This is a genomic window from Streptomyces sp. NPDC054794 (genome assembly GCF_053611585.1).
On sequence record NZ_JBSHAQ010000085.1, the window covers coordinates 1 to 26,602 of the forward strand.

General features: G+C 73.9%; 8 protein-coding genes and 1 pseudogene. 7 read left to right on the top strand and 2 right to left on the bottom strand.

Going from position 1 to position 26,602, the window contains the following annotated elements; translation table 11 throughout:
- From ACWGKT_RS45440 to ACWGKT_RS45470, 7 genes and pseudogenes are all read left to right on the top strand, one after another.
- On the top strand, positions 1 to 10,553 hold a 10,553-nt coding region (locus ACWGKT_RS45440; protein ID WP_453278334.1), incomplete at its 5' end, for an SDR family NAD(P)-dependent oxidoreductase.
- 118 nt (positions 10,554 to 10,671) lie between these two features.
- Complete coding sequence (locus tag ACWGKT_RS45445; protein WP_453278335.1) at positions 10,672 to 16,017, top strand: SDR family NAD(P)-dependent oxidoreductase; 5,346 nt, start codon at positions 10,672 to 10,674, stop codon at positions 16,015 to 16,017.
- A 6-nt stretch (positions 16,018 to 16,023) separates the two neighbouring features.
- A pseudogene (locus ACWGKT_RS45450) lies at positions 16,024 to 19,074 on the top strand (type I polyketide synthase); the annotation flags it as partial.
- A gap of 166 nt (positions 19,075 to 19,240) precedes the next feature.
- Positions 19,241 to 20,098, top strand: a complete 858-nt coding sequence (locus ACWGKT_RS45455; protein WP_356158972.1) for a hypothetical protein — start codon at positions 19,241 to 19,243, stop codon at positions 20,096 to 20,098.
- A 1-nt stretch (position 20,099) separates the two neighbouring features.
- Positions 20,100 to 21,332, top strand: coding sequence for an ATP-binding cassette domain-containing protein (locus tag ACWGKT_RS45460; RefSeq protein WP_453278336.1), 1,233 nt, complete (start codon positions 20,100 to 20,102; stop codon positions 21,330 to 21,332).
- Positions 21,329 to 22,066, top strand: a complete 738-nt coding sequence (locus tag ACWGKT_RS45465; RefSeq protein WP_235459219.1) for an ABC transporter permease — start codon at positions 21,329 to 21,331, stop codon at positions 22,064 to 22,066. Before ACWGKT_RS45460 ends, ACWGKT_RS45465 begins: the two co-directional genes overlap by 4 nt.
- 108 nt (positions 22,067 to 22,174) lie before the next feature.
- Entirely contained in the window at positions 22,175 to 23,074 is a 900-nt protein-coding gene (locus tag ACWGKT_RS45470; RefSeq protein WP_453278337.1) for a proline iminopeptidase-family hydrolase, read from the top strand.
- A gap of 64 nt (positions 23,075 to 23,138) precedes the next feature.
- On the opposite strand, the gene ACWGKT_RS45475 is transcribed toward ACWGKT_RS45470, so the two are convergent.
- Both ACWGKT_RS45475 and ACWGKT_RS45480 read right to left on the bottom strand, forming a co-directional pair.
- The gene (locus ACWGKT_RS45475; RefSeq protein ID WP_453278338.1) at positions 23,139 to 25,259 is read right to left on the bottom strand and encodes a condensation domain-containing protein; all 2,121 of its coding nucleotides are present in this window, start codon (positions 25,257 to 25,259) and stop codon (positions 23,139 to 23,141) included.
- A 42-nt stretch (positions 25,260 to 25,301) separates the two neighbouring features.
- Positions 25,302 to 26,602 (bottom strand): KR domain-containing protein (locus tag ACWGKT_RS45480; protein WP_453278339.1); only part of this gene is annotated, 1,301 nt, incomplete at its 5' end.

The following is a 26,602-nucleotide window of genomic DNA, read 5'->3' on the forward strand; positions in this document are numbered from 1 at the left end:
TGTGGCTGGGCTCGATCAAGTCCAACCTCGGCCACACGCAGGCCGCCGCGGGCGTCGCCGGGATCATCAAGATGATCCTCGCCCTGCGCAACGAGCAGCTGCCCCGCACCCTGCACGTCAACGCCCCCTCCTCTCACGTCGACTGGACCGAGGGCGCCGTCGAGCTGCTGACCGAGGCCCGGCCCTGGTCGGCGGGGGAGCGCACCCGGCGTGCCGGTGTCTCCTCCTTCGGCATCAGCGGCACCAACGCCCACGTCATCATCGAGGAAGCGCCCGCGGAGAACCCCGCCGACCCGGCGGCACCCACCCGCGAGCTGCCGGTCGTGCCCTGGATCGTCTCCGGCAGGACCGCGGATGCCGTCCGCGCCCAGGCGGCCCGCCTCCTCGACTTCGCCACCGCGCACCCGGAACTGGACCCCGCCGACATCGGCCGGGCCCTCGCCACCGGCCGCTCGGCACTCCCGTACCGTGCGAGCGCCGTCGCCGCCGACCGCGAGGGCCTGCTGAGCGGCCTTGAGACCATCACCCACCAGGACACGCCGTCGGCGAAGGCCGGTCCGGCCGCCTTCCTCTTCACGGGGCAGGGGAGCCAGCGGGCCGGGATGGGGCGGGAGTTGTACGAGGCCTTCCCCGTCTTCGCCGCCGCGCTGGACGAGGTGTGCGCGGCCTTGGACCCGCACCTTGAACGGCCCCTGAAGGACGTCATGTTCGGCGGGGAAGGGCTGGACGAGACGGGCTACACCCAGCCCGCCCTCTTCGCCTTCGAAGTCGCTCTGTTCCGGCTGCTGGAGGCCTGGGGGGTACGCCCCGAGGTGCTGGCCGGGCACTCGATCGGTGAGCTGGCCGCCGCACATGTCGCCGGCCTGTGGTCGCTCGAAGACGCCGCGCTGATCGTGTCGGCGCGCGGCCGACTCATGCAGCAGCTGCCCGCCGGGGGCGCCATGGCCGCCATCCAGGCGACCGAGGACGAGGTCGCGCCCGTCCTTCCCGAGGTCACCGGTATCGCCGCCATCAACGGCCCGACCTCCGTGGTCGTCTCCGGACCGGTGGACGGCGTCGAGCAGGTCGTGACGCACTTCTCCGAAGCGGGCCGTAAGACCAAGAAGCTCACCGTCAGCCACGCCTTCCACTCCCCGCTGATGGAGCCGATGCTCGCGGAGTTCGAGCAGATCGCCGCCCAGCTGACGTACGGCGAGACGTCGATCCCGATCGTGTCGACGCTGACCGGCGAGCAGGTGTCGTACGAGGATCTGGCCGACCCCGCCTACTGGGTGCGGCACGTCCGCCAGGCCGTCCGCTTCGCCGACGCCGTCGCCACCCTCGACGCCCAGGGCATCGGTACGTTCCTGGAGCTGGGCCCGGACGCAGTGTTGACCGCGATGGTCGCCGACCCCCGCGCCATCCCCACCCTGCGCCGCGACCGCACCGAACCCCAGGCCGTCGTCGAAGCCCTCACGCGGCTGCACTGCGCCGGGGGCGAGGTGAGTTGGCAGGCCTTCTACGCCGACACCGCCGGGCGCCCGGTCGACCTGCCGACGTACGCCTTCCAGCACGAGACCTACTGGCCGAACACCGCTCCGTACGCAGCCTCCGACGCCGCCGGACTCGGCCTGACCGCCGCGGGCCACCGCATCCTCGCGGGTGCGATGGAACTGCCGGACGCCGAGGGCGTGTTGTTCACCGGCCGGCTGTCGCTGGCCACCCACCCCTGGCTGGCCGAGCACGCGGTGAACGGCACGATCATCGTGCCCGGTGCCGCGCTGGTCGAGATCGCCGTACGCGCCGGTGACCAGGTCGGCGCGGGGACCGTCCGCGACCTGACCCTGCACGCCCCGCTCGTGCTGGACGAGCGCGGCGGTGTCGCCCTGCGCGTCCGGGTCGGCGAGGGCGAGGAGCCCGCCGTCACCGTCCACTCCCGCCCGGAGGGCGAGGAGTCCTGGACCCTGCACGCCGAAGGCGTCCTGTCGGCGGACACCGTCGAGCCCGCCGCCGACCTCGCCGCCTGGCCCCCGGCCGGCGCCGAACCGGTCGACACCGGCGGCCTCTACGGCGACCTGGCCGCCATCGGTCTGCAGTACGGTCCGCTCTTCCAGGGACTCACGACCGCCTGGCGCTCCGCCGACGGGGTCGTGTATGCCGAGGTCGCCCTGCCCGAGGGCACCGACACCCAGGGCTACGGCATCCACCCGGCCCTCCTCGACGCCTCCCTGCACGCCATCGGCCTGCTGGACGGCGACAGCGAGGGCGCCCAACTACCGTTCTCCTGGACGGACTTCGCGCTGCACGCGGCCGGTGCCTCGGCGCTGCGGGTGCGGGTCAGCGCCGAAGGAACGGGCTACCGGCTCGACCTCGCCGACCCGTCCGGCGCCCCCGTCGCCACCGTCGGCGCGCTGGCCCTGCGCGCGCTGCCCGCCCCGGCGGCCGGCGGGCGCGGGCACGACTCCCTCTACCGTCTCGACTGGCAGTCGATCGCCCAGGCCGCCGCGGACGAGCGGTCGGCCCCCGTACCGTGCCGTGTCATCGGGCCCGACCCGCTCGGGATCGTCGACCTGGTCGTGGAGGCCGGTGGGCGGCACGTGACCGAGGCCGACGAGGCCCGGCTGGTCTTCGCCACTTTCGTCACCGCCGGGTTGGCGCCGCGCGACGCCGTGCACCGGGCCCTGGAGGTCGTACAGGAGTGGCTGGAGGGCGCGCAGCCCGAGGGTGCCCGGCTGGTGCTGGTCACCTCGGGGGCGGTGGCTGCCGCGGCCGGCGACCGGGTGCCCGACCCCGCGGCCGCGGCCGTGGTCGGTCTGGCCCGGTCCGCCCAGTCCGAGCACCCGGGGCGCATCGTCCTGGTCGACCTGGACACCTCCGCCGAGTCGGCCGACGCCCTGCTGCCCGCCCTGACCGGCACCGACGAGCCCCAGTTCGCGCTGCGCGTCGGGCAGTTGCTCGCCCCGCGGCTCGTGCGGAGCGTGGGCGCCGAGCTGAGCGTCCCGGAGGGCGACGCGCCCTGGCGGCTGGACTTCACCGCCAGCGGCACGCTCGACAGCCTCTACGTCGCCGACTTCCCCGAGGCCGCCGCACCGCTCGCCGAGGGGCAGATCAGGGTCGCCATCCGGGCCGCCGGTGTGAACTTCCGTGACGTCATGAACGTGCTCGGGATGTATCCGGGAGACGCCGGGCGACTGGGCCTCGAAGCGGCCGGCATCGTGGTGGAGGTCGGGCCCGGTGCGGAACGGTTCGCCGTGGGGGACCGGGTCATGGGCCTGTTCTCCGGGGCGTTCGGACCGCTCGCCGTGGTCGATCACCGACTGGTCTCCGCGATGCCGTCCACGTGGACGTTCGCCGAGGCCGCCGCCGCGCCCGTCGTCTATCTGACCGCCTACTACGCCCTCGTCGACCTGGCCGGCCTCGGCGCCGGCGAGTCCGTGCTCATCCACGCCGCCGCGGGCGGTGTCGGCACGGCGGCCGTGCAGCTCGCCCGGCACCTGGGCGCGGAGGTGTACGGCACGGCCAGCCCCGCGAAGTGGGGTGCCGTGCGTGCCCTCGGTGTCGAAGAGGACCGCATCGCCAACTCCCGCACGCTGGAGTTCGAGCAGCATTTCCTGGAGGCCACCGGCGGGCGCGGCATGGATGTCGTACTCGACTCGCTGGCACGGGAGTTCGTGGACGCGTCGCTGCGACTGCTGCCGCGCGGCGGCCGGTTCGTCGAGATGGGCAAGACCGACATCCGGGAAGCGGACACCGTCGCCGCCGAACACCCGGGGGTCGTGTACCGGGCCTTCGACGTCATGGACGCGGGCCCGGACCGCATCCAGGAGATGTACGGCGCGCTGCTCGCGCTCTTCGAGAGCGGGGCGCTGCGTCCGCTGCCCGTCACCGCCTGGGACGTGCGCGAGGCCCCGGAGGCGCTGCGCGTCATGGGGCAGGCCCGGCACACCGGCAAGCTGGTGCTGACCGTGCCCGCGCCCCTGAACCCCGAGGGCACCGTCCTGGTCACCGGCGCGACCGGCGCGCTCGGCGGGCTGCTCGCCCGCCACCTGGTCACCGAGTACGGCGTACGGCGGCTGCTGCTGGCCAGCAGGCGCGGCGCCCAGGCGCCGGGTGCCGAGGAACTTGCCACTTCCATACGCGAGTTGGGTGCCGTCGTCGACCTGGTGGCCTGTGACGCCGCCGACCGGGACGCGGTCGCCGCGGCCCTCGACGGCGTACCGGACGAGCACCCGCTGACCGCCGTCGTGCATGTCGCGGGCCTCCTCGACGACGGTGTCGTCGGCTCGCTCACCCCCGAGCGGCTCGACAAGGTGCTCGCCCCGAAGGCGGACGCCGCCCGGCATCTGCACGAGCTGACCCGGCTCGCCGACCTCTCCGCGTTCGTGCTGTTCTCCTCGGCCGCCGGTACCTTCGGCAACCCGGGGCAGGCCAACTACGCCGCCGCCAACGGCTACTTGGACTCCCTCGCCGCCCACCGCCGCGCCCACGGCCTGCCCGGCCTCTCGCTCGGCTGGGGACTGTGGGCCGCCGAGGGCGGCGGCATGGCCGAGTCGCTGGACGAGGCCGAGCGCGCCCGGATGACCCGCTCCGGCTCCGCCGCCTTCACCGGCGAGGAGGGCCTCGCGCTGTACGACACGGCGCTCGCCCTGCCGCACGCCGCGCTTGTACCCATCCACCTCGACCTGCCCGCGACCGCGGCGCCCGAGGAGGTGCCCGCGCTGCTGCGGGCCCTGGTGCGCACCCCGGCGCGGCGCACCGCCCGCGGCGCCGACAAGGCCGCCGGCGGCGGGGAGCTGGCCACGCGGCTCGCCGGGCTCGGTGCCGACGAACAGCACGCGCTGCTGCTCGACGTCGTCCGCACCCACGCCGCCGCCGTCCTCGGCCACGGCGGACCCGAGGCCGTCGACGTCACCCAGGCCTTCAAGGACCTGGGCTTCGACTCGCTCACCGGCGTCGAGTTCCGCAACCGCCTCGCCGGCGCCTGCGGGCTGCGGCTGCCCGCCACGCTGGTCTTCGACTACCCGGCGCCCGAGGCGCTCGCCGGATACCTGCGCGAGGAACTCGTCGGCTCCCTGCCCGCCGAGACCGCCGCGTCCGGCCCGGCGATCGGCACCGACGAGCCCATCGCCGTCGTCTCCATGGCCTGCCGCTTCCCCGGCGGCGTCCGCTCGCCCGAGGACCTGTGGCGGCTGCTCGCCGGCCGCGGCGACGCCATGGGCGCCATGCCCGACGACCGCGGCTGGGACATCGACGCCGTCGTCGACCCGACCGGCGAGCGCCCCGGCACCAGCTACACCGACCAGGGCGGCTTCCTGCCCGACGCACCCCTGTTCGACGCCCCCTTCTTCGGCATCAGCCCCCGCGAGGCCCTCGCCATGGACCCGCAGCAGCGGCTCCTGCTGGAGACCTCCTGGGAGGCCCTGGAGCGCGGCGGCTTCGACCCGCACACCCTGCGCGGCAGCAGCACCGGCGTCTTCGCCGGGCTCATCTACCACGACTACGGCAACGGCGCCGGATACACCCACCTCCCCGACGGCGTCGAGGGCTTCCTCGGCACCGGCACCTCGGGCGGCGTGGCCTCCGGCCGTATCTCCTACGTCCTCGGGCTCGAAGGCCCGGCCGTCACCGTCGACACCGCCTGCTCCTCGTCGCTGGTCGCCCTGCACATGGCCGTCCAGGCGCTGCAGCGCGGCGAATGCGACCTGGCGCTCGCCGGCGGTGTCACCGTGATGGCGACGCCGGACACCTTCGTGGACTTCAGCCGGCAGCGCGGCCTCGCAGGCGACGGCCGCTGCAAGGCCTTCGCCGAGTCCGCCGACGGCACCGGCTGGGCCGAGGGCGTCGGCATGGTCCTCGTCGAGCGGCTCTCCGACGCCCGGCGCAACGGACACGACATCCTCGCCGTCGTCCGCGCCAGCGCCCTCAACCAGGACGGCGCCAGCAACGGCCTCACCGCCCCCAACGGGCCCTCCCAGCAGCGCGTCATCCGGCAGGCCCTGGCCACCGCGGGCCTCGCACCCGCCGACGTCGACGCCGTCGAGGCGCACGGCACCGGCACCCGCCTCGGCGACCCGATCGAGGCGCAGGCCCTGCTCGCCACCTATGGCCAGGACCGCCAGGAGCCGCTGTGGCTGGGCTCCGTGAAGTCCAACCTCGGACACACCCAGGCCGCGGCCGGCATCGCCGGTGTCATCAAGATGGTCGAGGCCCTCGGCCATGAGGAGCTCCCCGCCACCCTGCACGTCGACGAGCCCAGCTCGCACATCGACTGGGAGGCCGGCGCCGTACGACTGCTGACCGAGGCCCGGCCCTGGCCGCGCCGGGAAGCGGCACCGCGCCGGGCCGGCGTCTCCGCGTTCGGCTTCAGCGGCACCAACGCCCACGTGATCCTGGAGGAGGCGCCCGCACCCGCCGCCGCACCCGAGCGGGCGGAGCACGCCGACGGGCCCGTGCCGTGGCTGCTCACCGCCCGCACCCCCGAGGCGCTGCGCGCCCAGGCCCGCCGACTGGGCGAGCAGCTCGCCGGGCGGGAACTGGCCTCGGCCGACCTGGCCCGCATCGGTCACTCCCTCGCCACCACCCGCACGCCCTTCGAGTACCGCGCGTTCCTCGTCGGCGAGGACGGCACCGAACTGCTCCAGGGACTGTCCGACCTCGCCGAGGGCATCCCGGCCGCCGGGGTCGAGGAGGGCCTCGCCGGGCCCGTCGGCAAGACCGTGTTCGTCTTCCCCGGCCAGGGTTCCCAATGGGTCGGTATGGCACGGGAGTTGATGGACAGCTCGGAGGTGTTCCGGGCGCGCGTCGAGGAGTGCGCGGCGGCGGTGGACGCCTTCACCGACTGGTCGCTGCTCGACGTGCTGCGCGGAGCCGACGGCGCCGCCTCACTGGAGCGCGTCGACGTCGTCCAGCCCGCCCTGTGGGCCGTGATGGTGTCGCTGGCCGCGCTGTGGGAGTCCCTCGGCGTCGTCCCCTCGGCCGTCGTCGGCCACTCCCAGGGCGAGATCGCCGCGGCCTGCGTCGCCGGCGCGCTCAGCGTCGAGGACGCGGCCCGCGTCGTCACCCTGCGCAGCCGCGCCCTGATCCGGCTCGCCGGCACCGGCGGCATGGTGTCCGTGCCGCTGCCCGCCGCCCGCGTCGAGGAACTCCTCGCACCGTGGCCGGGGCAGATCTCCGTGGCCGCCGTCAACGGGCCCGCGTCCACCGTCGTCTCCGGCGACCCGGACGCCCTCGACGCCCTGCTGGAGCGCTGCGAGGGCGACGGCGTACGCGCCCGCCGCATCCCCGTCGACTACGCCTCCCACTCCGCCCACGTCGAGTCCCTGCGCGAGGAACTGGAAGAACTCCTCGCCCCCGTACGCCCCCGAGCCGGACGCGTCCCCCTGCACTCCACGCTGGAGGACCGGCTCATCGACGGCCACGAGATGGACGCCGGCTACTGGCACCGCAACCTGCGCCACACCGTCCGCTTCGAACCCGCCGTACGCTCCCTCGCCGACACCGGCCACACCGTGTTCGTCGAGTGCAGCCCGCACCCCGTGCTGACCGTCGGCCTCACCGACACCCTCGCCGACGCCGGCGCCGACAACGCCGTGGTCACCGGCACCCTGCGCCGCGACGACGGCGGGAGTGCCCGCGTCCTCGCCTCCCTCGGCCGGCTCGTCGCGCACGGCGTACGCCCCGACTGGGACGCCGTGTTCGCGGGCCGCGCCACCGGGCGGGTGCCGCTGCCGACGTACCCCTTCCAGGGCGAGCGCTACTGGCTGGAGCCCACCGTCGCCGCCACCGACCCCGGTGCCGTCGGCCAGAGCGACGCCGGACACCCGCTGCTCGGCGCGGCCGTCACCCTGCCCGGCGACGGCGGCCTGGTGCTCACCGGGCGGCTCTCGCTGACCGCGCAGCCCTGGCTCGCCGACCACGCCGTCGGCTCCACCGTCGTCGTACCGGGCACCGCGCTCCTGGAGATGGCGGTACGCGCCGGGGACGAGGCCGGACACCCGCACCTGGCCGACCTCACCCTGGAAGCGCCGCTCGTCCTGCCCGAGCGCGCCGAGATCCAGCTGCGCGTCGTGGTCTCGGCGTCCGGCGAGGCGGACGGCCGTACCGTCGCCGTGCACTCGCGGCCCGCCGACGCACTGCCCGACGACCCGTGGACCCGGCACGCCACCGGCCTGCTCACCCCGGCGCCCGCGCAGGCCGGGGAGCACCTCGCCCCCTGGCCGCCGGAGGCCGCCGAGAGCGTCGACACCTCACGCCTGTACGCCGACCTCGGCGCCCTCGGCCTCGACTACGGCCCCGCCTTCCGCGGCCTGCGCTCCGCCTGGCGCGCCGACGACGCCCTGTACGCCGAGGTCGCCCTGCCCCTCGAAACCGCCGCGCAGGCACCGCAGTTCGGCCTGCACCCGGCCCTGCTCGACTCGGCCCTGCACGCCATCGCGCTCGGCGGCTTCCTGGACGCGGGCGACGGCGGCCCCTGGCTGCCGTTCAACTGGTCCGGCGTCACCCTGCACAGCGCCGGCGCCTCCGCGCTGCGCGTACGGATCGCGGCGGCGGGAGAGGGCGCGGTGTCCGTCACCGTCACCGACACCGCAGGCGCCCCCGTCGCCTCCGTCGAGACGCTCGGGCTGCGGCAGCTGCCGGCCGACGCGCTGGCCCGCCTCTCCCAGGCGAGCGGCAACCCGTTCCGCGACACCCTCTTCCGCGTCGAGTGGACGGCCCTGCCCGCCCCCGAGACCGGCGAAGTCCCCGACGACTGGGCGGTGTTCGGCGACGACCCGCTCTTCCCCGGCCTGCCCGAGATCTTCAGCACCGAGGAACTCGACGGCGGCATCACCACCGTCCTGGCCCCCGTGCACTGGCAGAGCACCGTCGACGACGCCGTGATGCAGACCCTCGGCGACCTCCAGGTGTGGCTGTCCGACCCGCGCACCGACACCGCGCGCCTGGTCGTCGTCACCCGCGGCGCCGTCTCCACGGCACCCGGCGAGGACATCGCCGACCTCGCGCAGGCCGCCGTGCACGGCCTGGTCCGCACCGCGCAGTCCGAGAGCCCCGACCGGATCGTCCTGGCCGACATCGGCACCGAGGTTCCCTCCCGCGCCCTGCTCGCGGCGGCCCTCGCCACCGGCGAACCCGAGTTCGCCCTCCGCGACGGCGAGATCCGCGTCCCGCGCCTGACCCGCACCGAACCCGCCGAACAGGGCGAGCCGCACACCTGGGCCCCCGACGGCACCGTCCTGATCACCGGCGGCACCGGCGGCCTCGGCGCCCTCGTCGCCCGCCACCTGGTCGCCGAGCACGGCGTACGCAGCCTGGTCCTCACCAGCAGGCGCGGCCCCGACGCCCCCGGCTTCACCGAACTCGCCGAGGAACTGGTCGAGTCGGGCGCCACGGTCGTCGCCGAGGCCTGCGACATCGCCGACCGCGACGCCCTCGCCGCCCTCCTCGACCGGCACGCCCCGCGCGCCGTCGTCCACGCCGCCGGAGTCCTCGACGACGCCACCCTCGGCCGCCTCACCCCGGAGAAGCTCGAAGCCGTCCTCGCGCCCAAGGCCGTCGCGGCACAGCACCTGCACGAGCTCACCGCCGACCGCGACCTGGACGCCTTCGTCCTGTTCTCCTCCTCGGCGGGCGTCTTCGGCAACGCCGGCCAGGCCAACTACGCCGCCGCCAACGCCTACCTGGACGGCCTCGCCGCCCACCGGCGCGCCGCCGGCCTACCCGCCACCGCACTGTCCTGGGGCCTGTGGGCCGAGCCCAGCGGCATGACCGGCCACCTCGACGCCGCCGACCTCGGCCGCCTCGCCCGCTCCGGCATCCGCCCGCTCGACCCCGCACAGGGCCTCGCCCTCCTGGACGCCGCGCTCGGCGCGTACGGCCACGACCACCCGCACCTCGTGCCGATCGGCCTCAACACGGCCTCGCTGCGCGGCGCGACCGACGGCGCACCGGTGCCGCACCTGTACCGCGGACTCGTCCGCACCCAGGCCCGGCCCACCGCACACGCCGTCGCCACCGCCACCACCGCGGCGGAGGGCGCGGGCGGACCGGGCGAGGCACTGCGCGCCCGCCTCGCCGGCCTGCCCGCCGACGGCTGGGAGACGGCGCTGCTCGACCTCGTCCAGTCGTACGCGGCGGCCGTGCTCGGCTTCGCCGGGCCGTCGGCGGTCGGCGCCACCCGCTCCTTCAAGGAACTCGGCTTCGACTCGCTGACCGCCGTCGAGTTCCGCAACCGGCTCACCGCCGCCACCGGCATCCGGCTCTCCGCCACCGCCGTCTTCGACCACCCGACACCGCTCGCCCTGGCCCGCCTGCTCCACGCCGAACTGGCACCCGAGCAGACCGACCCGGCCGAAGGCGTCCTGGCCGAACTCGACCGGCTGGAGAGCCACCTGCCGGACGCCTCGCTCGACGACGAGGCGCACCGGGCGGTCACCGCCCGTCTGGAGGACCTGCTCGCCCGCTTCAAGAGCCTGCGGACGGCGCACTCCGACGGCACGGACGACGTGGGCGCACGTCTGCAGGACGCCTCGTCCGACGAGGTGCTGGCCTTCATCACGGACGAACTCGGCATCTGACATCCGGCGGCCGATCGGCGGACGTCCGACACGGCGTCCGCCACCCGGCGGACGTCCAGGCGGACGTCCGCCGCTGTCGCCGTCGTACGAGGGGATCAGAGGGGAAGTAGGGGAAGAAATGGCTGACGAGAAACAGCTGGTCGACACGCTCAAGCGGGTCGCAGCCGACCTGCACGACACCCGTCGGCGGCTGCGCGAGGCCGAGGAGAGGGAACACGAGCCCATCGCCATCGTCGGCATGGCCTGCCGCTTCCCCGGCGGCGTCGCCTCGCCCGAGGACCTGTGGGCCATGCTCGACGCCGGCCGCGACGGCATGGCGCCCTTCCCCCGCGACCGCGGCTGGAACCTGGAGCAGCTGGCCGCCAGCGACGGCCACGACGACACCGGCCGACGCGCCGGGTTCCTGCAGAACGCCGCCGACTTCGACGCCGAGTTCTTCGGCATCAGCCCCCGCGAGGCGCTCGCCATGGACCCGCAGCAGCGCGTCCTCCTGGAGACCTCGTGGGAGGCGCTGGAACGCGCGGGCATCGACCCGCACGCCCTCGCCGGCACCCGCACCGCCGTCTACGCGGGCGTCAGCAGCAACGACTACCTGCGCGGCCTGACCCGGATGCCCGACTCCATCGCGGGCCACATGATGACCGGCGTCGCCGCGAGCGTCCTTTCCGGGCGCGTCTCCTACGCGCTCGGCCTCGAAGGCCCGTCCCTCACCGTGGACACGGCCTGCTCCTCGTCGCTGGTCTCGGTGCACCTGGCCGCCCAGGCACTGCGCGGCGGCGAGTGCACGCTGGCCCTGGCCGGCGGCGTCACGGTCATGGGCTCGGCCGGTACGTTCCTGGAGTTCAGCCGCGCCGACGGCCTCTCCCGCGACGGCCGCTGCAAGGCCTTCGCCGACGCGGCCGACGGCACGGGGCTCTCCGAGGGCGTCGGCGTCCTCGTACTGGAGCGGCTGTCGGACGCGCGGCGCAACGGGCACCGGGTGCTGGCGGTGGTCCGGGGCTCGGCCGTCAACCAGGACGGCGCGAGCAACGGCCTCACCGCGCCCAACGGCCCCTCCCAGCAGCGTGTGATCAAGCAGGCCCTGGCGGCCGCACGCCTCACTCCGCAACAGGTCGACGCGGTGGAGGCGCACGGCACCGGCACCCGGCTGGGCGACCCGATCGAGGCGCAGGCGCTGCTGACCGCCTACGGCCAGAACCGGGACGACGAGCCCCTGTGGCTCGGCTCGATCAAGTCCAACCTCGGCCACACCCAGGGCGCCGCCGGCATGGCCGGCGTCATCAAGATGGTCCTCGCCCTCCACCACGAACGACTGCCGAGCACCCTCGGCGTGGACCGGCCGACCTCGCACGTGGACTGGTCGGCGGGTGCGGTGGAGCTGCTGACCGAGGCCCGGCCCTGGCTCGCCGGGGAGCGGGTACGGCGCGCCGGTGTCTCCTCCTTCGGCATCAGCGGCACCAACGCGCACGTGATCGTGGAGGAGGCTCCGGCCGAGGAGCCCGCGGAGGCGGTGGCGCCGGCGTCCGGGCTGCCCGTGGTGCCGTGGATCGTCTCCGCGACCGGCGAGGACGCCGTGCGTGAGCAGGCCCACCGACTGCTCGAACTCGCCCGTTCGGAAGCCGAGTTGGACCTCGCCGACGTGGGCCACTCGCTGGTGACCCGGCGGTCGTCGTTCGCGTACCGCGCCGCGGTGGTGGCGGGCGACCGGGACGCAATGGTCGCCGGGCTGGAGGCCGTCGCCGGCGGCGCACCGCTGCCCGGGGTCGGTCGTGGGCCGTTGGCGTTTCTGTTCACGGGGCAGGGGAGTCAGCGGGCCGGGATGGGGCGGGAGTTGTATGAGGCCTTCCCCCTGTTCGCGGCTGCGCTGGACGAGGTGTGCGCGGCTCTGGACCCGCATCTTGAACGGCCCCTGAAGGACGTCATGTTCGGCGGGGAAGGGCTGGACGAGACGGGCTACACGCAGCCCGCCCTGTTCGCCCTCGAAGTCGCTCTGTTCCGGCTGCTGGAGGCCTGGGGTGTACGGCCGGATGCGCTGGCCGGGCACTCGATCGGCGAGCTGGCGGCAGCGCACGTGGCCGGGCTGTGGTCGCTCGAAGACGCCGCCTTGATTGTGACGGCGCGTGGGCGGCTGATGCAGCGGCTTCCGGTCGGGGGCGCGATGGCCGCCGTACAGGCGACGGAGGACGAGGTCCTGCCGGTCCTGCCGGAGGGGACAGGGGTCGCCGCTGTCAACGGGCCGACCTCCGTGGTCGTCTCCGGCCCCGAGGCGGGTGTGGACGAGGTCGTACGGCACTTCTCCGAGGCCGGCCGCAAGACGAAGAAGCTCACGGTCAGCCACGCCTTCCACTCCCCGCTGATGGAGCCGATGCTCGCGGAGTTCGAGCAGATCGCCACGCGGCTGACGTACGGCGAGACGTCGATCCCGATCGTGTCGACGCTGACCGGCGGGCAGGTGTCGTACGAGGATCTTGCCGACCCCTCCTACTGGGTGCGGCACGTCCGCCAGGCCGTCCGCTTCGCCGACGCCGTCGCCACCCTCGACGCCCAGGGCATCGGTACGTTCCTGGAGCTGGGCCCCGACGCGGTACTGACCGCGATGGTCGCCGACCCGCGTGCCATCCCCACCCTGCGCCGCGACCGCACCGAATCCCAGGCCCTCGTCGAAGCCCTCACCCGGCTGCCCTCCGTCGACTGGACGACGTTCTTCGGCCCCGGCCGGCACCCCGTCGACCTGCCCACCTACGCCTTCCAGCACCGCCCCTACTGGTTCCGCAGCAACTCGGTGGCCTCGGGGGAGCCCGGCGACTTCGGGCTCGCGGCGGGTGGGCACCCGCTGCTGGGCGCGTCCGTCGAACTCCCCGACGCGGAAGGGGCGTTGTTCACCGGCCGGCTGTCCCTGGCCACCCACCCGTGGCTGGCCGAGCACGCCGTGAACGACACGGTCATCGTGCCCGGTGCCGCCCTGATCGAGATCGCCGTACGCGCCGGGGACCAGGTGGGACTCGGAACCGTCCGTGACCTGACCCTGCACGCCCCGCTCGTCGTGCCGCAGACCGGCGCCGTCGCCCTGCGCGTCCGGGTCGGCGAGGGCGACGAGCCCGCCGTCACCGTCCACTCCCGCCCCGACGGCGAGGACGGGGCCTGGACCCTCCACGCCGAAGGTGTCCTCTCGGCGGCCGGGGCCGAACCGGGTCCCGCCGCCGGTGCCTGGCCCCCCGCGTCCGCCCGGCCGCTCGACACCGAGCAGCTCTACGCCGGGCTCGCCGCCCTGGGCCTCGCCTACGGCCCCCTCTTCCAGGGACTGACGCGTGCCTGGCGGGACGGGGACACGGTGTGCGCCGAGGTCGCGCTGCCCGAGGACGCCGAGACCGACGGCTACGGCATCCACCCCGCCCTCCTCGACGCGGCCCTGCACTCGATCGCCGCGGGCGAGCTGCTGCCGGCGCCCGAACCCGGGTCGGCCTGGCTGCCGTTCTCGTGGTCCGACGTCACCCTGCACGCCGTCGGCGCCCGCACCCTGCGCGTCCGGGTGGCCGCCACCACCTCCGGTGCCGTCACCCTCGACGCCGCCGACCCGGAGGGGCGGCCCGTGCTGTCCGTCGGGACCCTGGCACTGCGACCGGTACCGGTGGCGGCCGGGGCGGGGACAGCGGGTGCGGGTGACGCCGAGTACGGCGTCGACTGGACCGCCGTCGAACTGCCCGGCGCTGGTGCCGGTGCCCCCGAGCCGCTGCCGCTGCCCGGGGCCGGCCGGGTGGAGGCCCTGCCCGTGTCCGGCTGGTCCGCGCTCACCGCACCGGCCGGGCGCCCGCCCGCCGAGACGGCGACCGCGGTCCTCGCAGCGCTCCAGGAGTGGCTGGAGCGGGCCGCGCCCGAGGAGCGGCTGCTCGTCGTCACCCAGGGCGCCGTCGCCACGGCGCCCGGAGAGGACGTCACGGACCTCGGCCAGGCCGCGGTCACCGGACTCGTCCGGGCGGCCCGGACCGAATACCCGGGACGCCTGCTGCTCCTCGACACCGACACGGACACGCCGCCCGCCTCCGTCCTCGGCTCCGACGAGGACGAACTCGCCCTGCGCGGGGGCGCGTCGCTGGCACCGCGCCTGGTGCGCCGTACGACGGAGGCCGGGCCGGAACCGGTCTGGCCCACCACCGGGACCGTGCTGGTCACCGGCGGCACCGGCGGTCTGGGCGCCCTCGTCGCCCGCCACCTGGTCGCCGAGCACGGCGTACGCTCCCTGGTCCTCGTCGGCCGCCGCGGCCCCGACGCCCCCGGCGCCGCCGAACTCGCCGCGGAACTGCAGGAGTCGGGCGCCGAGGTGACCGTCGCCGCCTGCGACGTCGCCGACCGGGACGCGCTCGCCGCGCTGCTCGACACCCACCCCGGCATCAGGGCGGTCGTGCACACCGCCGGCGTGGTCGACGACGCGACCGTGGGTCGGCTCACCCCGGCCCAACTGCACAGCGTCCTCGCGCCCAAGGCGGAGTCCGCCCGCCATCTGCACGAACTCACCCGCGACCTGGACGCGTTCGTCCTGTTCTCGTCCGCCGCCGGTGTGCTGGGCGGCGCCGGGCAGGCCAACTACGCTGCGGCGAACGCCTACTTGGACTCCCTCGCCGCGCACCGCCGCGCCCAGGGACAGCCCGCGGTGTCCCTGGCCTGGGGCCTGTGGGACCCGGCCACCGGCGGCATGGGCGCCGATCTCACCGACACCGACCTGGAGCGGATGGCCCGCACCGGAGTGCGGCCGCTGGGCGCCGCACAGGGCCTCGCCCTCCTCGACGCGGCCGTCGCCGGAGCCGACGCGCTCACCGTGGCCGTACGCCTCGACGTGCCCGTACTCGCCCGCTCCCTCAGCGGGGGCGTGCCGGGACTGCTGCGCTCCCTCGTCCGGGTGCCGGCCCGCCGTACCGCCGCCGGCGGCGCGTCAGGCGGCGGCACCGCCCTGCGCGACCGGCTCGCCGCGACCGGCGACCGCGAGGAGCGGGCCGGGCTCGTGCTCGACCTGGTCCGCCGACACGTCCGTACCGTCCTCGGCTTCGCCGAAGGCCAGACCGTCGAGGCCGAGAAGCCCTTCAAGGACTTCGGTTTCGACTCGCTGACCGCCGTCGAGTTCCGCAACGCGCTCGCCGCCGAGACCGGCGTACGGCTGCCGGCCACGCTCGTCTTCGACTACCCGACGCCGCACGAACTCGCCGCCCACCTGCTCAAGGAACTGGCGCCCGCCGACGACGACCCCGCCACCGCCCTGCTGCGCGGCCTCGACCACCTCGAACCCCTCATCGGGACCAAGGAGCTGGACCAGCTGACCCGGTCCCGGATCACCGTACGGCTCCAGGCCCTGCTGGCCCGCTGGCAGGACACGGACCCGCAGCCGGAGGCGGCACAGGTGGCCGCCGACGATCTCGCGGCCGCATCCGACGACGAACTCTTCGCCCTCCTCGACGGCGAGACCGGGAGCTGAACGACCATGGCAGCAAACACGGGAACCACCGCGGCCACCGGCACGTCCGGCGAGCGCGAGCAGAAGCTGCGGGACTACCTGAAGAAGGCCACCGCCGACCTGATGCAGGCCCGCCGGCGCATCGAGGACCTGGAGTCCCGCGCCCGCGAGCCCATCGCGATCGTCGGCATGGCCTGCCGCTACCCCGGCGGCATCGCCTCGCCCGACGACCTGTGGCGGCTCGTCGCACGCGGCGGCGACGGCATGCGCGGCTTCCCCGACGACCGCGGCTGGGACACCGACAACCTCTACGACCCCGACCCGGGCGCCCTCGGCAAGAGTTACGCCAAGGAGGGCGGATTCCTCGACGCGGCAGGGGAGTTCGACGCCGCGTTCTTCGGGATCAGCCCCCGCGAGGCGCTCGCCATGGACCCGCAGCAGCGGCTCCTGCTGGAGACCTCCTGGGAGGCCTTCGAACACGCGGGCATCGACCCGGCGGCCGCGCGCGGCTCCCGTACCGGCGTGTACGCGGGCGTCATGTACCACGACTACGGCTCGGACCGCGCCGCCCTGCCCGACGGCGTCGAGGGCTTCCTCGGCACCGGCACCGCGGGCAGCGTCCTGTCCGGCCGCATCGCCTACGCCCTCGGCCTGACCGGACCCGCCGTCACCGTCGACACCGCCTGCTCCTCCTCCCTGGTCACCCTGCACCTGGCCGCGCAGGCACTGCGGGCGGGGGAGTGCTCCCTGGCCCTGGCCGGCGGTGTCACGGTCATGGCGACCCCGGACACCTTCATCGACTTCAGCCGCCAGCGGGGCCTCGCCCCCGACGGCCGGTGCAAGCCGTTCGCCGAGGCCGCCGACGGCACCGGCTGGTCGGAGGGCGTCGGCGTACTCCTCCTGGAACGCCTCTGCGACGCCCGCCGCAACGGCCACCGCGTGCTGGCGGTCGTCCGGGGCTCGGCCGTCAACCAGGACGGCGCGAGCAACGGCCTCACCGCGCCCAGCGGCCCCTCCCAGCAACAGGTCGTCCTCGACGCGCTCGCCACGGCCGGCCTGTCCACCGACGACGTCGACGCCGTCGAGGCACACGGCACCGGCACCGTGCTCGGCGACCCGATCGAGGCACAGGCGCTCCTCGCCACCTACGGCCAGAACCGCGCGGAGCCGCTGTGGCTCGGGTCGATCAAGTCCAACCTCGGCCACACCCAGGCGGCGGCGGGCGCGGCCGGCGTCATCAAGATGGTGCAGGCGCTGCGCGCGGGCGTACTGCCGCGCTCCCTGCACATCGACGCCCCGACCTCGCACGTCGACTGGTCGGCCGGCGCCGTGGAACTCCTCACCGAGAACCGCCCCTGGCCCGCCGGCGACCGCCCGCGCCGCGCCGCCGTGTCCGCGTTCGGCATCAGCGGCACCAACGTCCACGTGATCGTGGAGGAGGCCCCGGCCGAGGAGTCTCAGGAGGATGCGGCGGCCGCCGGGCTGCCGGCGGTGCCGTGGATCGTCTCCGGCAGGACGGCGGCGGCGGTACGGGGGCAGGCGGCGCGACTGCTCGAACTCGCCCGCAGCAACCCTGGGTTGAGCTTGGCCGACGTGGGCTCCTCGCTCGTTTCGCGCCGCGCCTCGTTCGCGTATCGCGCGGCTGCCGTGGCCGGGGACCGGGACGGGTTGCTGGCCGGGCTGGAGGCCATTGCCGGCGGGGGCGTGGTGCCCTCGGCCGTGAGTGGGCCGGTCGCGTTCCTGTTCACGGGGCAGGGGAGCCAGCGGGCCGGGATGGGGCGGGAGTTGTACGAGGCCTTCCCCGTCTTCGCGGCGGCGCTCGATGAGGTGTGCGCTGCCCTGGACCCGCATCTCGAACAGCCGTTGAAGGACGCCATGTTCGGCGGGGAGGGGCTGGACGAGACGGCTTACACGCAGCCCGCCCTCTTCGCCCTCGAAGTCGCGCTGTTCCGGCTGCTGGAGGCGTGGGGTGTGCAGGCGGATGCGCTCGCCGGACACTCCATCGGTGAGCTGGCCGCCGCGTACGTCGCCGGTCTGTGGTCGCTCGAAGACGCGGCGCTGATCGTGTCGGCGCGTGGGCGGCTGATGCAGCAGCTGCCGGCCGGGGGCGCCATGGCCGCCGTACAGGCGACCGAGGACGAGGTCTCGTCCGTGCTGCCGCAGGGAACGGGGATCGCCGCCGTCAACGGGCCGACCTCAGTGGTCGTCTCCGGTCCCGAAGTGGGTGTGGAGGAGGTCGTACGGCACTTCTCCGAGGTCGGCCGAAAGACGAAGAAGCTGAGCGTCAGCCACGCCTTCCACTCCCCGCTGATGGAACCGATGCTCGCCGAGTTCGAGCGGATCGCCACCAGGCTTACGTACAGCGCGACTTCGACACCGATCGTGTCGACGCTGACCGGCGAGCAGGTGTCGTACGAGCAACTCTCCGACCCCTCCTACTGGGTCCGGCACGTCCGTGCGGCCGTCCGCTTCGCCGACGCCGTGGCGACACTGGACAAGCAGGGCATCGGTACGTTCCTGGAGCTCGGCCCCGACGCGGTACTGACGGCCATGGTCGCCGACCCGCGTGCGCTGGCCACCCTGCGCCGCGACCGCACCGAGCCCCAGGCCCTGGTCGAGGCCCTCACCCGGCTGCCCTCGGTCGACTGGACGGAGTTCTTCGGCCCCGGCCGGCCCGCCGTCGACCTGCCCACCTACGCCTTCCAGCACCAGCACTACTGGCTCGCCTCGGCGGGGCGGACGGGTGGCGGTGCGAGCGTGGGGGAGGCGGCCTTGCCGGAGGCCGAACCGGACGACGGCGAGGCGCTGTTGGCGGGGCTGCGGGCGGCCGACGACGCCGGGCGGGCCGAACTGCTCGGGGAACTGGTGCGTGAGGTGACCGCCGGGGTGCTCGGGCACACCGGGGCCGACGACGCCATCCAACCGGACACCGATTTCATCGATCTCGGATTCACCTCGCTGCTCGCCGTGGAATTCCGCGACCGGCTCAGCGCCGCGCTCGGCCTGAAGCTCCCCGCCGCGGTGATCTACGAATACGCAACCCCTGAAGAACTCGTCGAGTACTTGACGGAAGAACTTGAGGACAGCCTGGTGGACGAGTCGGAGACCGTCTCGCGGTAGGGGGCGCTAGGGGTGGCCATAGGGGCTCTCACCCGGCATGGCCACTTCTAGCATCGTGAGCACCCGGCAGAACCAGCGCGATCCAAGTCGAGAACGCGACAGCCAAGTCAGGAAGGGGCAGCCGGTGGAAAACAACGACGTGTGGCTGAAAATAGGCGGCAGCAGCCGGGAGGACCTGGTGCTCGCCGTCGACTTCACCGCCACCGGCCGTCCCGACGCCCGCTTCTCCGATCTCTTCTCGCTCACCGCGGCGGGCCGCCACCATGTCTGGGAGACGATGCCCCAGGCCGTGGCGACCGACGTGGGGCCCGGCGGCCAGGAGTATCTGGACCGCTGGTTCGACTCCGTGCGCGAGACCGGGCGGCCGGTCAGCGCGGTCCTCGGCTTCTGCGCCGGCTCGGTGTACGCGGCCGCTCTCGCGGAGCGCTTCACGCAATGGCAGGAAAGCGCCCCGCAGCTCATTCTGTTCGACCCGGAACTCGCCAACCCGCTCGGGCTCTACTGGCAGTTCCACACGTCCCTGAACCTCTTCGAATCCATCGTGGGACCCGAACCGATCTCGGCGGCGAACACCGAGGGGCACCATGTCCTGGAAAGCACCGACGACATTCGGGTGCTGGGTACCGAACTCGTCCGGCTTTTCCGGAGCGTGAGCGAACCCGCGTTCGACGAGCTCGACCTCGACGAGGAGAGCCGCGCCGAATTCACCGAGTCCTTCACCGCTTTCGTCGCCTATGTCGTCGCCGCGGGCGATTTCGACTCCATGGAGAACTGGCACAAGGCGGTCGCCTTCAGCTCGTCGAGTCCGCTCAGCGGACTCAACCGGCTGCGCTCGACCGATCCGGACACCGCGGCCCGCGTCGTGGCCCGGGAAATCCAGTTCGGCAGCGAGCACATGAACCTGCTGCGCGACGAGGCCGCCGCCAAGGCACTGGACGCGCTGCTGTCCCCGCAGGACCTCTCCCGACAGATCCGGATGTGACATGACGACGACCCCTAACACCAGGACCGAACGGGACGAGGGAGGCACCACCGTCACCGCCCCGTCCCCGACTCCGACCCAGACCCAGACCCAGACCGAGACCCCGTCCACGGATGCCGCGTCGAAGACGGGCCGCGGGAAGAAGCGGGCCGGCGCGAAGCGGCGGACCGGCGCCAAGACGCCGGCTGCCGTGCAGACGCCGGCCGACGAGCGGAAGCCGGCCGCTGTTCAGGCGCCGGCCGGTGAGCAGAAGCCGGACGCCGTGCAGGAGCCGAAGCCCGTGAAGGGTCCCCGGCACGCCGCCCCCGAGCCCGCCCTGCGCATCACCGGACTGCGCAAGGACTACGGCGACGTCAAGGCCGTACGCGGACTCGACCTGACCATCGCGCCGGGCGAGGTGGTCGCCCTGCTCGGCCCCAACGGAGCCGGCAAGTCCACCACCGTCGACATGATCCTCGGCCTGGCCAAGCCGACCGCGGGCAACATCACCGTCTTCGGCAAGGTCCCGTACGTCGCCGTGCGGGAGGGTCTGGCGAGCGCCGTCCTGCAGGAGGGCTCGCTCATCGACGACCTGAGCGTCCGCGAGACCCTCGGCATGATCTCCTCGCTCTACAAGGACCCGCTGCCGATGGACGAGGTCCTGCGCCGCGCCAACATCGAGGACATCGTCGACCGGCGCGGCACCAAGCTCTCCGGCGGCCAGCGCCAGCGCGCCCGGTTCGCCTGCGCCCTGGTCGGCAACCCGCAGCTGCTCATCCTGGACGAGCCGACCTCCGCGATGGACGTGGGCAGCCGGCGCAAGTTCTGGGAGTCGATGCGGAAGTTCACCGACACCGGCCGTACCGTCGTCTTCGCGACGCACTACCTCGACGAGGCGGAGGAGTTCGCCGACCGCGTCGTCCTGATGCGCGCGGGCCAGATCGCCGCCGACGGCACCGTCGCCGAGATCCGCGCCCTGACCGCCGGCCGTCTGCTGCGCGCCGCCGTACCGGGGGCGACCGCCGACGAGCTGAAGAAGCTGCCCGGCGTCACCGGGGCCAGCATCCGCCTCGGCCAGGCCGAGCTGCACTGCGACGACTCCGACGCCGCCGTCCGCGCGCTCGTGACGCGGTACGCCGACGCCCATGACATCGAGATCAGCGCCACCGGCCTGGAGGAGGCGTTCCTCACGCTGACCTCCGACGACGACGCCTCCCAGGACGACACGCGGAACACGGAGGACGAGGCCGCATGACCGGCTACCTGGCCATCGAGATCAAGCGGATGCTGCGCGGACCGCGGTTCATCGTGTTCGCGTTCGTCGTGCCCGTCGTGATGTACCTGCTGGAGTGCATGCTCTACAAGAAGCAGACCATCCCGCACTCGCACGGCATCACCTACAGCGCCTGGCTGATGTGCAGCCTGGCCGCGTACAGCGCCTTCACCTCCTCCATGCACACCACCGCCCGGGTCTCGCACGAGCGGCAGATCGGCTGGCACCGGCAGCTGCGCCTGACCCCGCTGCTGCCGCGCACCTACCTGCTGACCAAGGTGTTCGTGGCGATGGTCGTCGCGCTGCCCGGCCCGGCGTTCGTGGCCCTGTTCGGCTGGCTCGTCCAGGACGTGCACCTGTCGGCGAGCGGCTGGCTGCAGATCACCCTCGGCATCTGGATCGCCGCGCTGCCCTGCGCCGTACTCGGCCTGGTCATCGGCCTGTACGTGGCGCCCGAGCAGCAGCAGATGTACCTCCAGGGCCTGATCATCCTCTTCGGTTTCCTCGGCGGTCTGCTCCTGCCGACCACCGGCTTCCCGGACTGGCTGGTCAACATCATCAAGGTCATGCCCAGCTACTGGCTGGCCGACATCGGCCACGGCGCCCTGCTGCACGACACCCGTGCGCTGGTCGGCGCGGCAGTACTCGCCGCGTGGACCCTGGTCCTCTCGGGCGCGGTGGTCCTGAGCTACCGGCGCGAGGCGGCCCGGGCCTGAGCGGTCCCGGCCGTACGAGGCTCAGTCGTACGAAGCAGTGGTGGGCGCCGGCCGAGGAGGTCGGCGCCCACTCGCATGTCCACCCCGACCCGACCGAGAGGGACCCACATGTTCCTGGCCCCCAGCCGCAAGGGAGTCGTCCCCTTCCGTGGCCACCACACCTGGTACCGCGTCACCGGAGACCTGCACAGCGGACGCACCCCCCTCGTCGTCGCCCACGGCGGCCCCGGCTCCGTCCACGACTACCTGCTCGGCCTGACCGCGCTCGCCTCCGACGGCCGCCCGGTCATCCACTACGACCAGCTCGGCAACGGCCAGTCCACCCGGCTGCCCGACGCGGGCGCCGACTTCTGGACCGTGGACCTGTTCCTCGCCGAACTCGAGGCACTCCTGGCCCACTTGGACATCGCCGACGACTACCTCCTGTTCGGCCAGTCCTGGGGCGGCATGCTCGGCGCGGAGCACGCCGTGCGCCGGCCGGCCGGACTGCGCGGCCTCGTCATCGCCAACTCGCCCGCGTCCATGCCGCTGTGGCGCGCCGAGTGCGAACGCCTCAAGGACGAGCTGCCGCCCGACGTCCGCGACACCCTGCGCCGCCACGAGGCCACCGGCGACTACGCGCACGCCGACTACCAGCGCGCCGTCCTCGCCTTCTACGAACGCCACCTGTGCCGGGCCCGCCCCCTGCCGCCCGAGGTGGCCACCACACTCCTCGCCCTGCAGAGCGACCCCACCGTCTACGGCACCATGAACGGCCCCGCCGACTTCCACGTCATCGGCACCCTCAAGGACTGGAGCGTCATCGACCGCCTCCCCGCGATCGACGTCCCCACCCTGATCATCACCGGCGCCCACGACGAGGCCACCGAAGCCACGATCCGCCCCTTCCTGGACCACATCCCCCACTCCCGCTGGGAACTCTTCGAAGACTCCAGCCACATGCCCCACGTGGAGGAACCGACCCGCTTCGAGCGGGTCATGCGGGAGTGGCTGGCGGAGGTGGGCTGAACGCGCACGAAGAAGGGGGACCAGGCTCGGCCTGGTCCCCCTTCTTCTCGTTGCGGCCGGCGGCCTACTCCGACTTCTCCGCGATGAACCCGGCCAGGGCCCGCGGGGTCGGGTGGGCGAACAGGTCCGCGAGGCGGATGCGGACCTTGACGTCCGTCGTTCGCTTGATGCGCTGGAGGAGCTGGACGCCGAGCAGGGAGTGGCCGCCGTGCGAGAAGAAGCCGGAGCCCGCCTTCAGGTCCTCGCGCTTGAGGAACTCCCGCCACAGGGCGATGAGCTGGTCGGTCAGTTCGTCGGTGTCGACCGTGCTCGCGGCGATGCGCTCCCGGTCGGCCAGGGCCTCCGCGCGCAGCCGCAGGCCCTCCAGGTCGGGCCGTCCGCCGACCGACGGCAGCGACTCCACCACGATCACGCGGTCCGGCTCGGCGGCCGCCGGCAGGGACACGCGGAGCTGCTTGAGCAGCCGCTCGGCCAGGCCCTCGGCCGGGCCGCCGCCCGCGGGTGCCACGAACGACACCACACGGCCCCCGACCGCGACGCTCGCCGCCCCGGACACCTCCGCGTGCGCCAGCAGCACCGCGTCGATCTCGTCGAGCCCGAACGTGACCCCGCGCACCGTCACCTGCCGATCCAGCCGGCCCAGCAACTCCACGCGTCCGTCCGGCAGCCAGCGGGCCAGCTCCCCGGTGCGCCGTACGGTCCCGTCCGCCTCCGCCAGACACAGCTCACCGCGCACCCGCACCGGCAGCTCGCCGCCGTCGGGCGCGGCCACCAGGGCGCGTACGGCCGACCACTCGCCCGGCGCGTACGTCGAGAACTGGGCGACGGCGGGGGAGAGGGGCAGCGCCGTGGGCAGCCCGTGCCGGTGCCCGCCCGCCACCGCGGCCCGGTCGGCGTCGCTCCACACCGACAACTCGCCGACGGGCCGGGCCAGTTCCTCGCCGAGGCGGACCAGCAGCGCGTCGTAGCGGGCGAGCAGCAGACCCACCTCGGCCGGGGAGAACACCTGGGTGCGGAACACCGCGCGGATCCGCAGCTCGTCGCCGTCCTCGTCGCCGGACCCGGCCGTGGCGCCGGGCATGAAGAAGAACTCCAGGTCGAACTTGCTGAAGCCGTTCTCCACGTCCCGCATCCGCGCCGGGAAGCCGCCCGCCGCGAAGTCCCCGGACGTGCCGCCGGGCACATAGTTGAACAGGTGCGTGCACAGGGAGTTGCGCCAGCTCGCGCCGCTGTCCGCCTCCCGCACCTCGTCGAGCACCAGCTCGGCCGGCACCCCGCTGTGCCCGATCCCCTCCAGGAACACCGAACGCACCCGGTTCACCAGACGCTTGAACGGCTTGGCCGGATCGATCCGCACCCGCAGCGGCAGCACGTTCACGTGGTAGCCGATCGCCGCCTCCTGCCCGGCCGGCCGCACGCTCACCGGCGAGCCGACGACCAGGTCCCGGCCCGCGCCGTGCCGCGACAGCAGCAGGCAGTACGCGGACAGCAGCACCACGGCCTCCGGCGCCCGCAGCTCGCGGCACAGCCGCCGCACCACCTCGCGCGCCGGACGCGACAGCGTGTACCAGGTGCTCTCGCCGGTGAGTTCCGGCGTCTCGGACGGCGGGTTGCCGAACCACAGCCCCTCCCCGTCCCCGCGGAAGCCACGCAGCTGCTCCCGCCAGAACTCCACGCTCTCCTCGGACGGTTCGGGCTCCACGGCCGCCGCCACCGGCGTCGTGTCATAGCCCTCCGGGTCCTGCAAGGCGTGCAGCAGCTCGCCGAGGAAGGACACGGTCGACATCGCGTCGAACACCAGATGGTGCAGCGCCACACTCACCGTGCAGCCACCGCCGTTCGATGTGAACACCGCCCCCCGGACCAGCGGCGACCCGTCGAGCGTGAACGGCGCCGCCACGAACTCCGTCACGGCGGCCTGGACGTCACCCCCGCCCACCGGCACGGCGGCCACGGAGAGCTCCACCGCCCCGGGCGCGAGCACGCTCTTGGACAGCTCGGTCTCCGTCGCCTCGAAAACAGTGCGCAGAATGTCCTGCCGGCGTACCACCAGCGTCAACGCCCGTGACAGCGCGGCCGGTTCGATGATGCCGTCGACGTCGAACGTGACGGACAGATTGTTGACCCCGGCCCCTGGCACGAGCCGCTCCAGCAGCCACAGGTCGGTCTCCTTGCGCGTGGCCATGACGGTGCTCCTCATCGCAGTAACAGCCCGAACGGGCTGACGTCAGTCGATATCGATGCCCTCGAACTCGCCGTCGAGAATGTCGAAGATCTGCTCGGCGTCGGCGTCCGCCAGCGAGTCGGCGTCCGCGTCCGCGCCGCCCCCGGCGGAGTGCAGCTCGGACCAGCGCGAGGCGAGGCCGCGCAACGTCTGGGCCACCCGGGCGTGATCCGCCGGATCCAGCCCCTCGGTACCGACAGCCCCCACCAACTTGGCTTCCAGGAGGGCGAGTTCGCTCTCCACGGCACGCAGCGCCGCGGGTCCGGTCTCGTCCGGGACCAACTGCTCGCGTACATACTCGGCGAGCGCCTGGGACGTCGGATAGTCGAACGTCAAGGTCGCGGGCAGCCGCAGCCCGGTCAGCGGCGACAGCTGGTTGCGCAGCTCCACCGCCGCCAGCGAGTCGAAGCCGAGTCCACCGAAGCCGCGCTCCGGATCGACCGCGTCCCCCGAGGCGTGCCCCAGCACCGCCGCCACCCGCGTCCGCACCAACCGCAGGACGTACGGCGTCCGTTCGGCGGCCGGCAGTCGCAGCAGCGTCTCCTTGAGCGCCTCCGCGCCCCGCGCCTCCGCCGCCGCACCGCGCCGCCGGGCACCCGGGACCCGGACCAGCCCCCGCAGCATCGCGGGCAGCCCTCCGTCCCGGGCCCGTCGCTCCAGCGCGCCCGTGTCGAACGGCACCGGCAGCAGATGCGCCCGCCCGCTCCCGAGCGCGGCATCCAGCAGCGCGAGCCCGGCCTCCCGCCCCAGGGCCCGGGGGCCGGTCCTGGCAACCCGCTCCACATCGGCCGCGCTCAGCCCGGCACCCATACCGCCGACCTCCGGCGCCCACAGCCCCCAGGCCAGCGAGACGCCCGGCAGCCCCTGGGCCTGCCGGCGAGCGGCCAGCGCGTCCAGGTAGGCGTTGGCGGCCGCGTAGTTGGCCTGTCCGGTGCCGTCGAAGGTGGCGGCGGTGGAGGAGTACAGGACGAAGGCTTCGAGACCCCGGCCGGCCGTCAGCTCGTCCAGATGACGGGCCGCCTCGACCTTCGGCGCCCAGACCCGGGCCAGGCTCTCCCCGGTGAGGTGCTCGACGGTCGAGTCGTCGAGCACACCCGCGGTGTGGACGACGGCCGCGATATCCGGGTGCGCGTCCAGCAGCCGCGCCACCGCCGCCCGGTCCCCGACGTCACACGCCTCGACCATCACGTTCTCGGCGCCCAACTCCTTCAGCTCGGTGGTGAGTTCGGTGGCGCCGGGGGCGTGGGTGCCGCGTCGGCTGGTGAGCAGGAGGCTGCGGACGCCGTGGGTGGTGACGAGGTGGC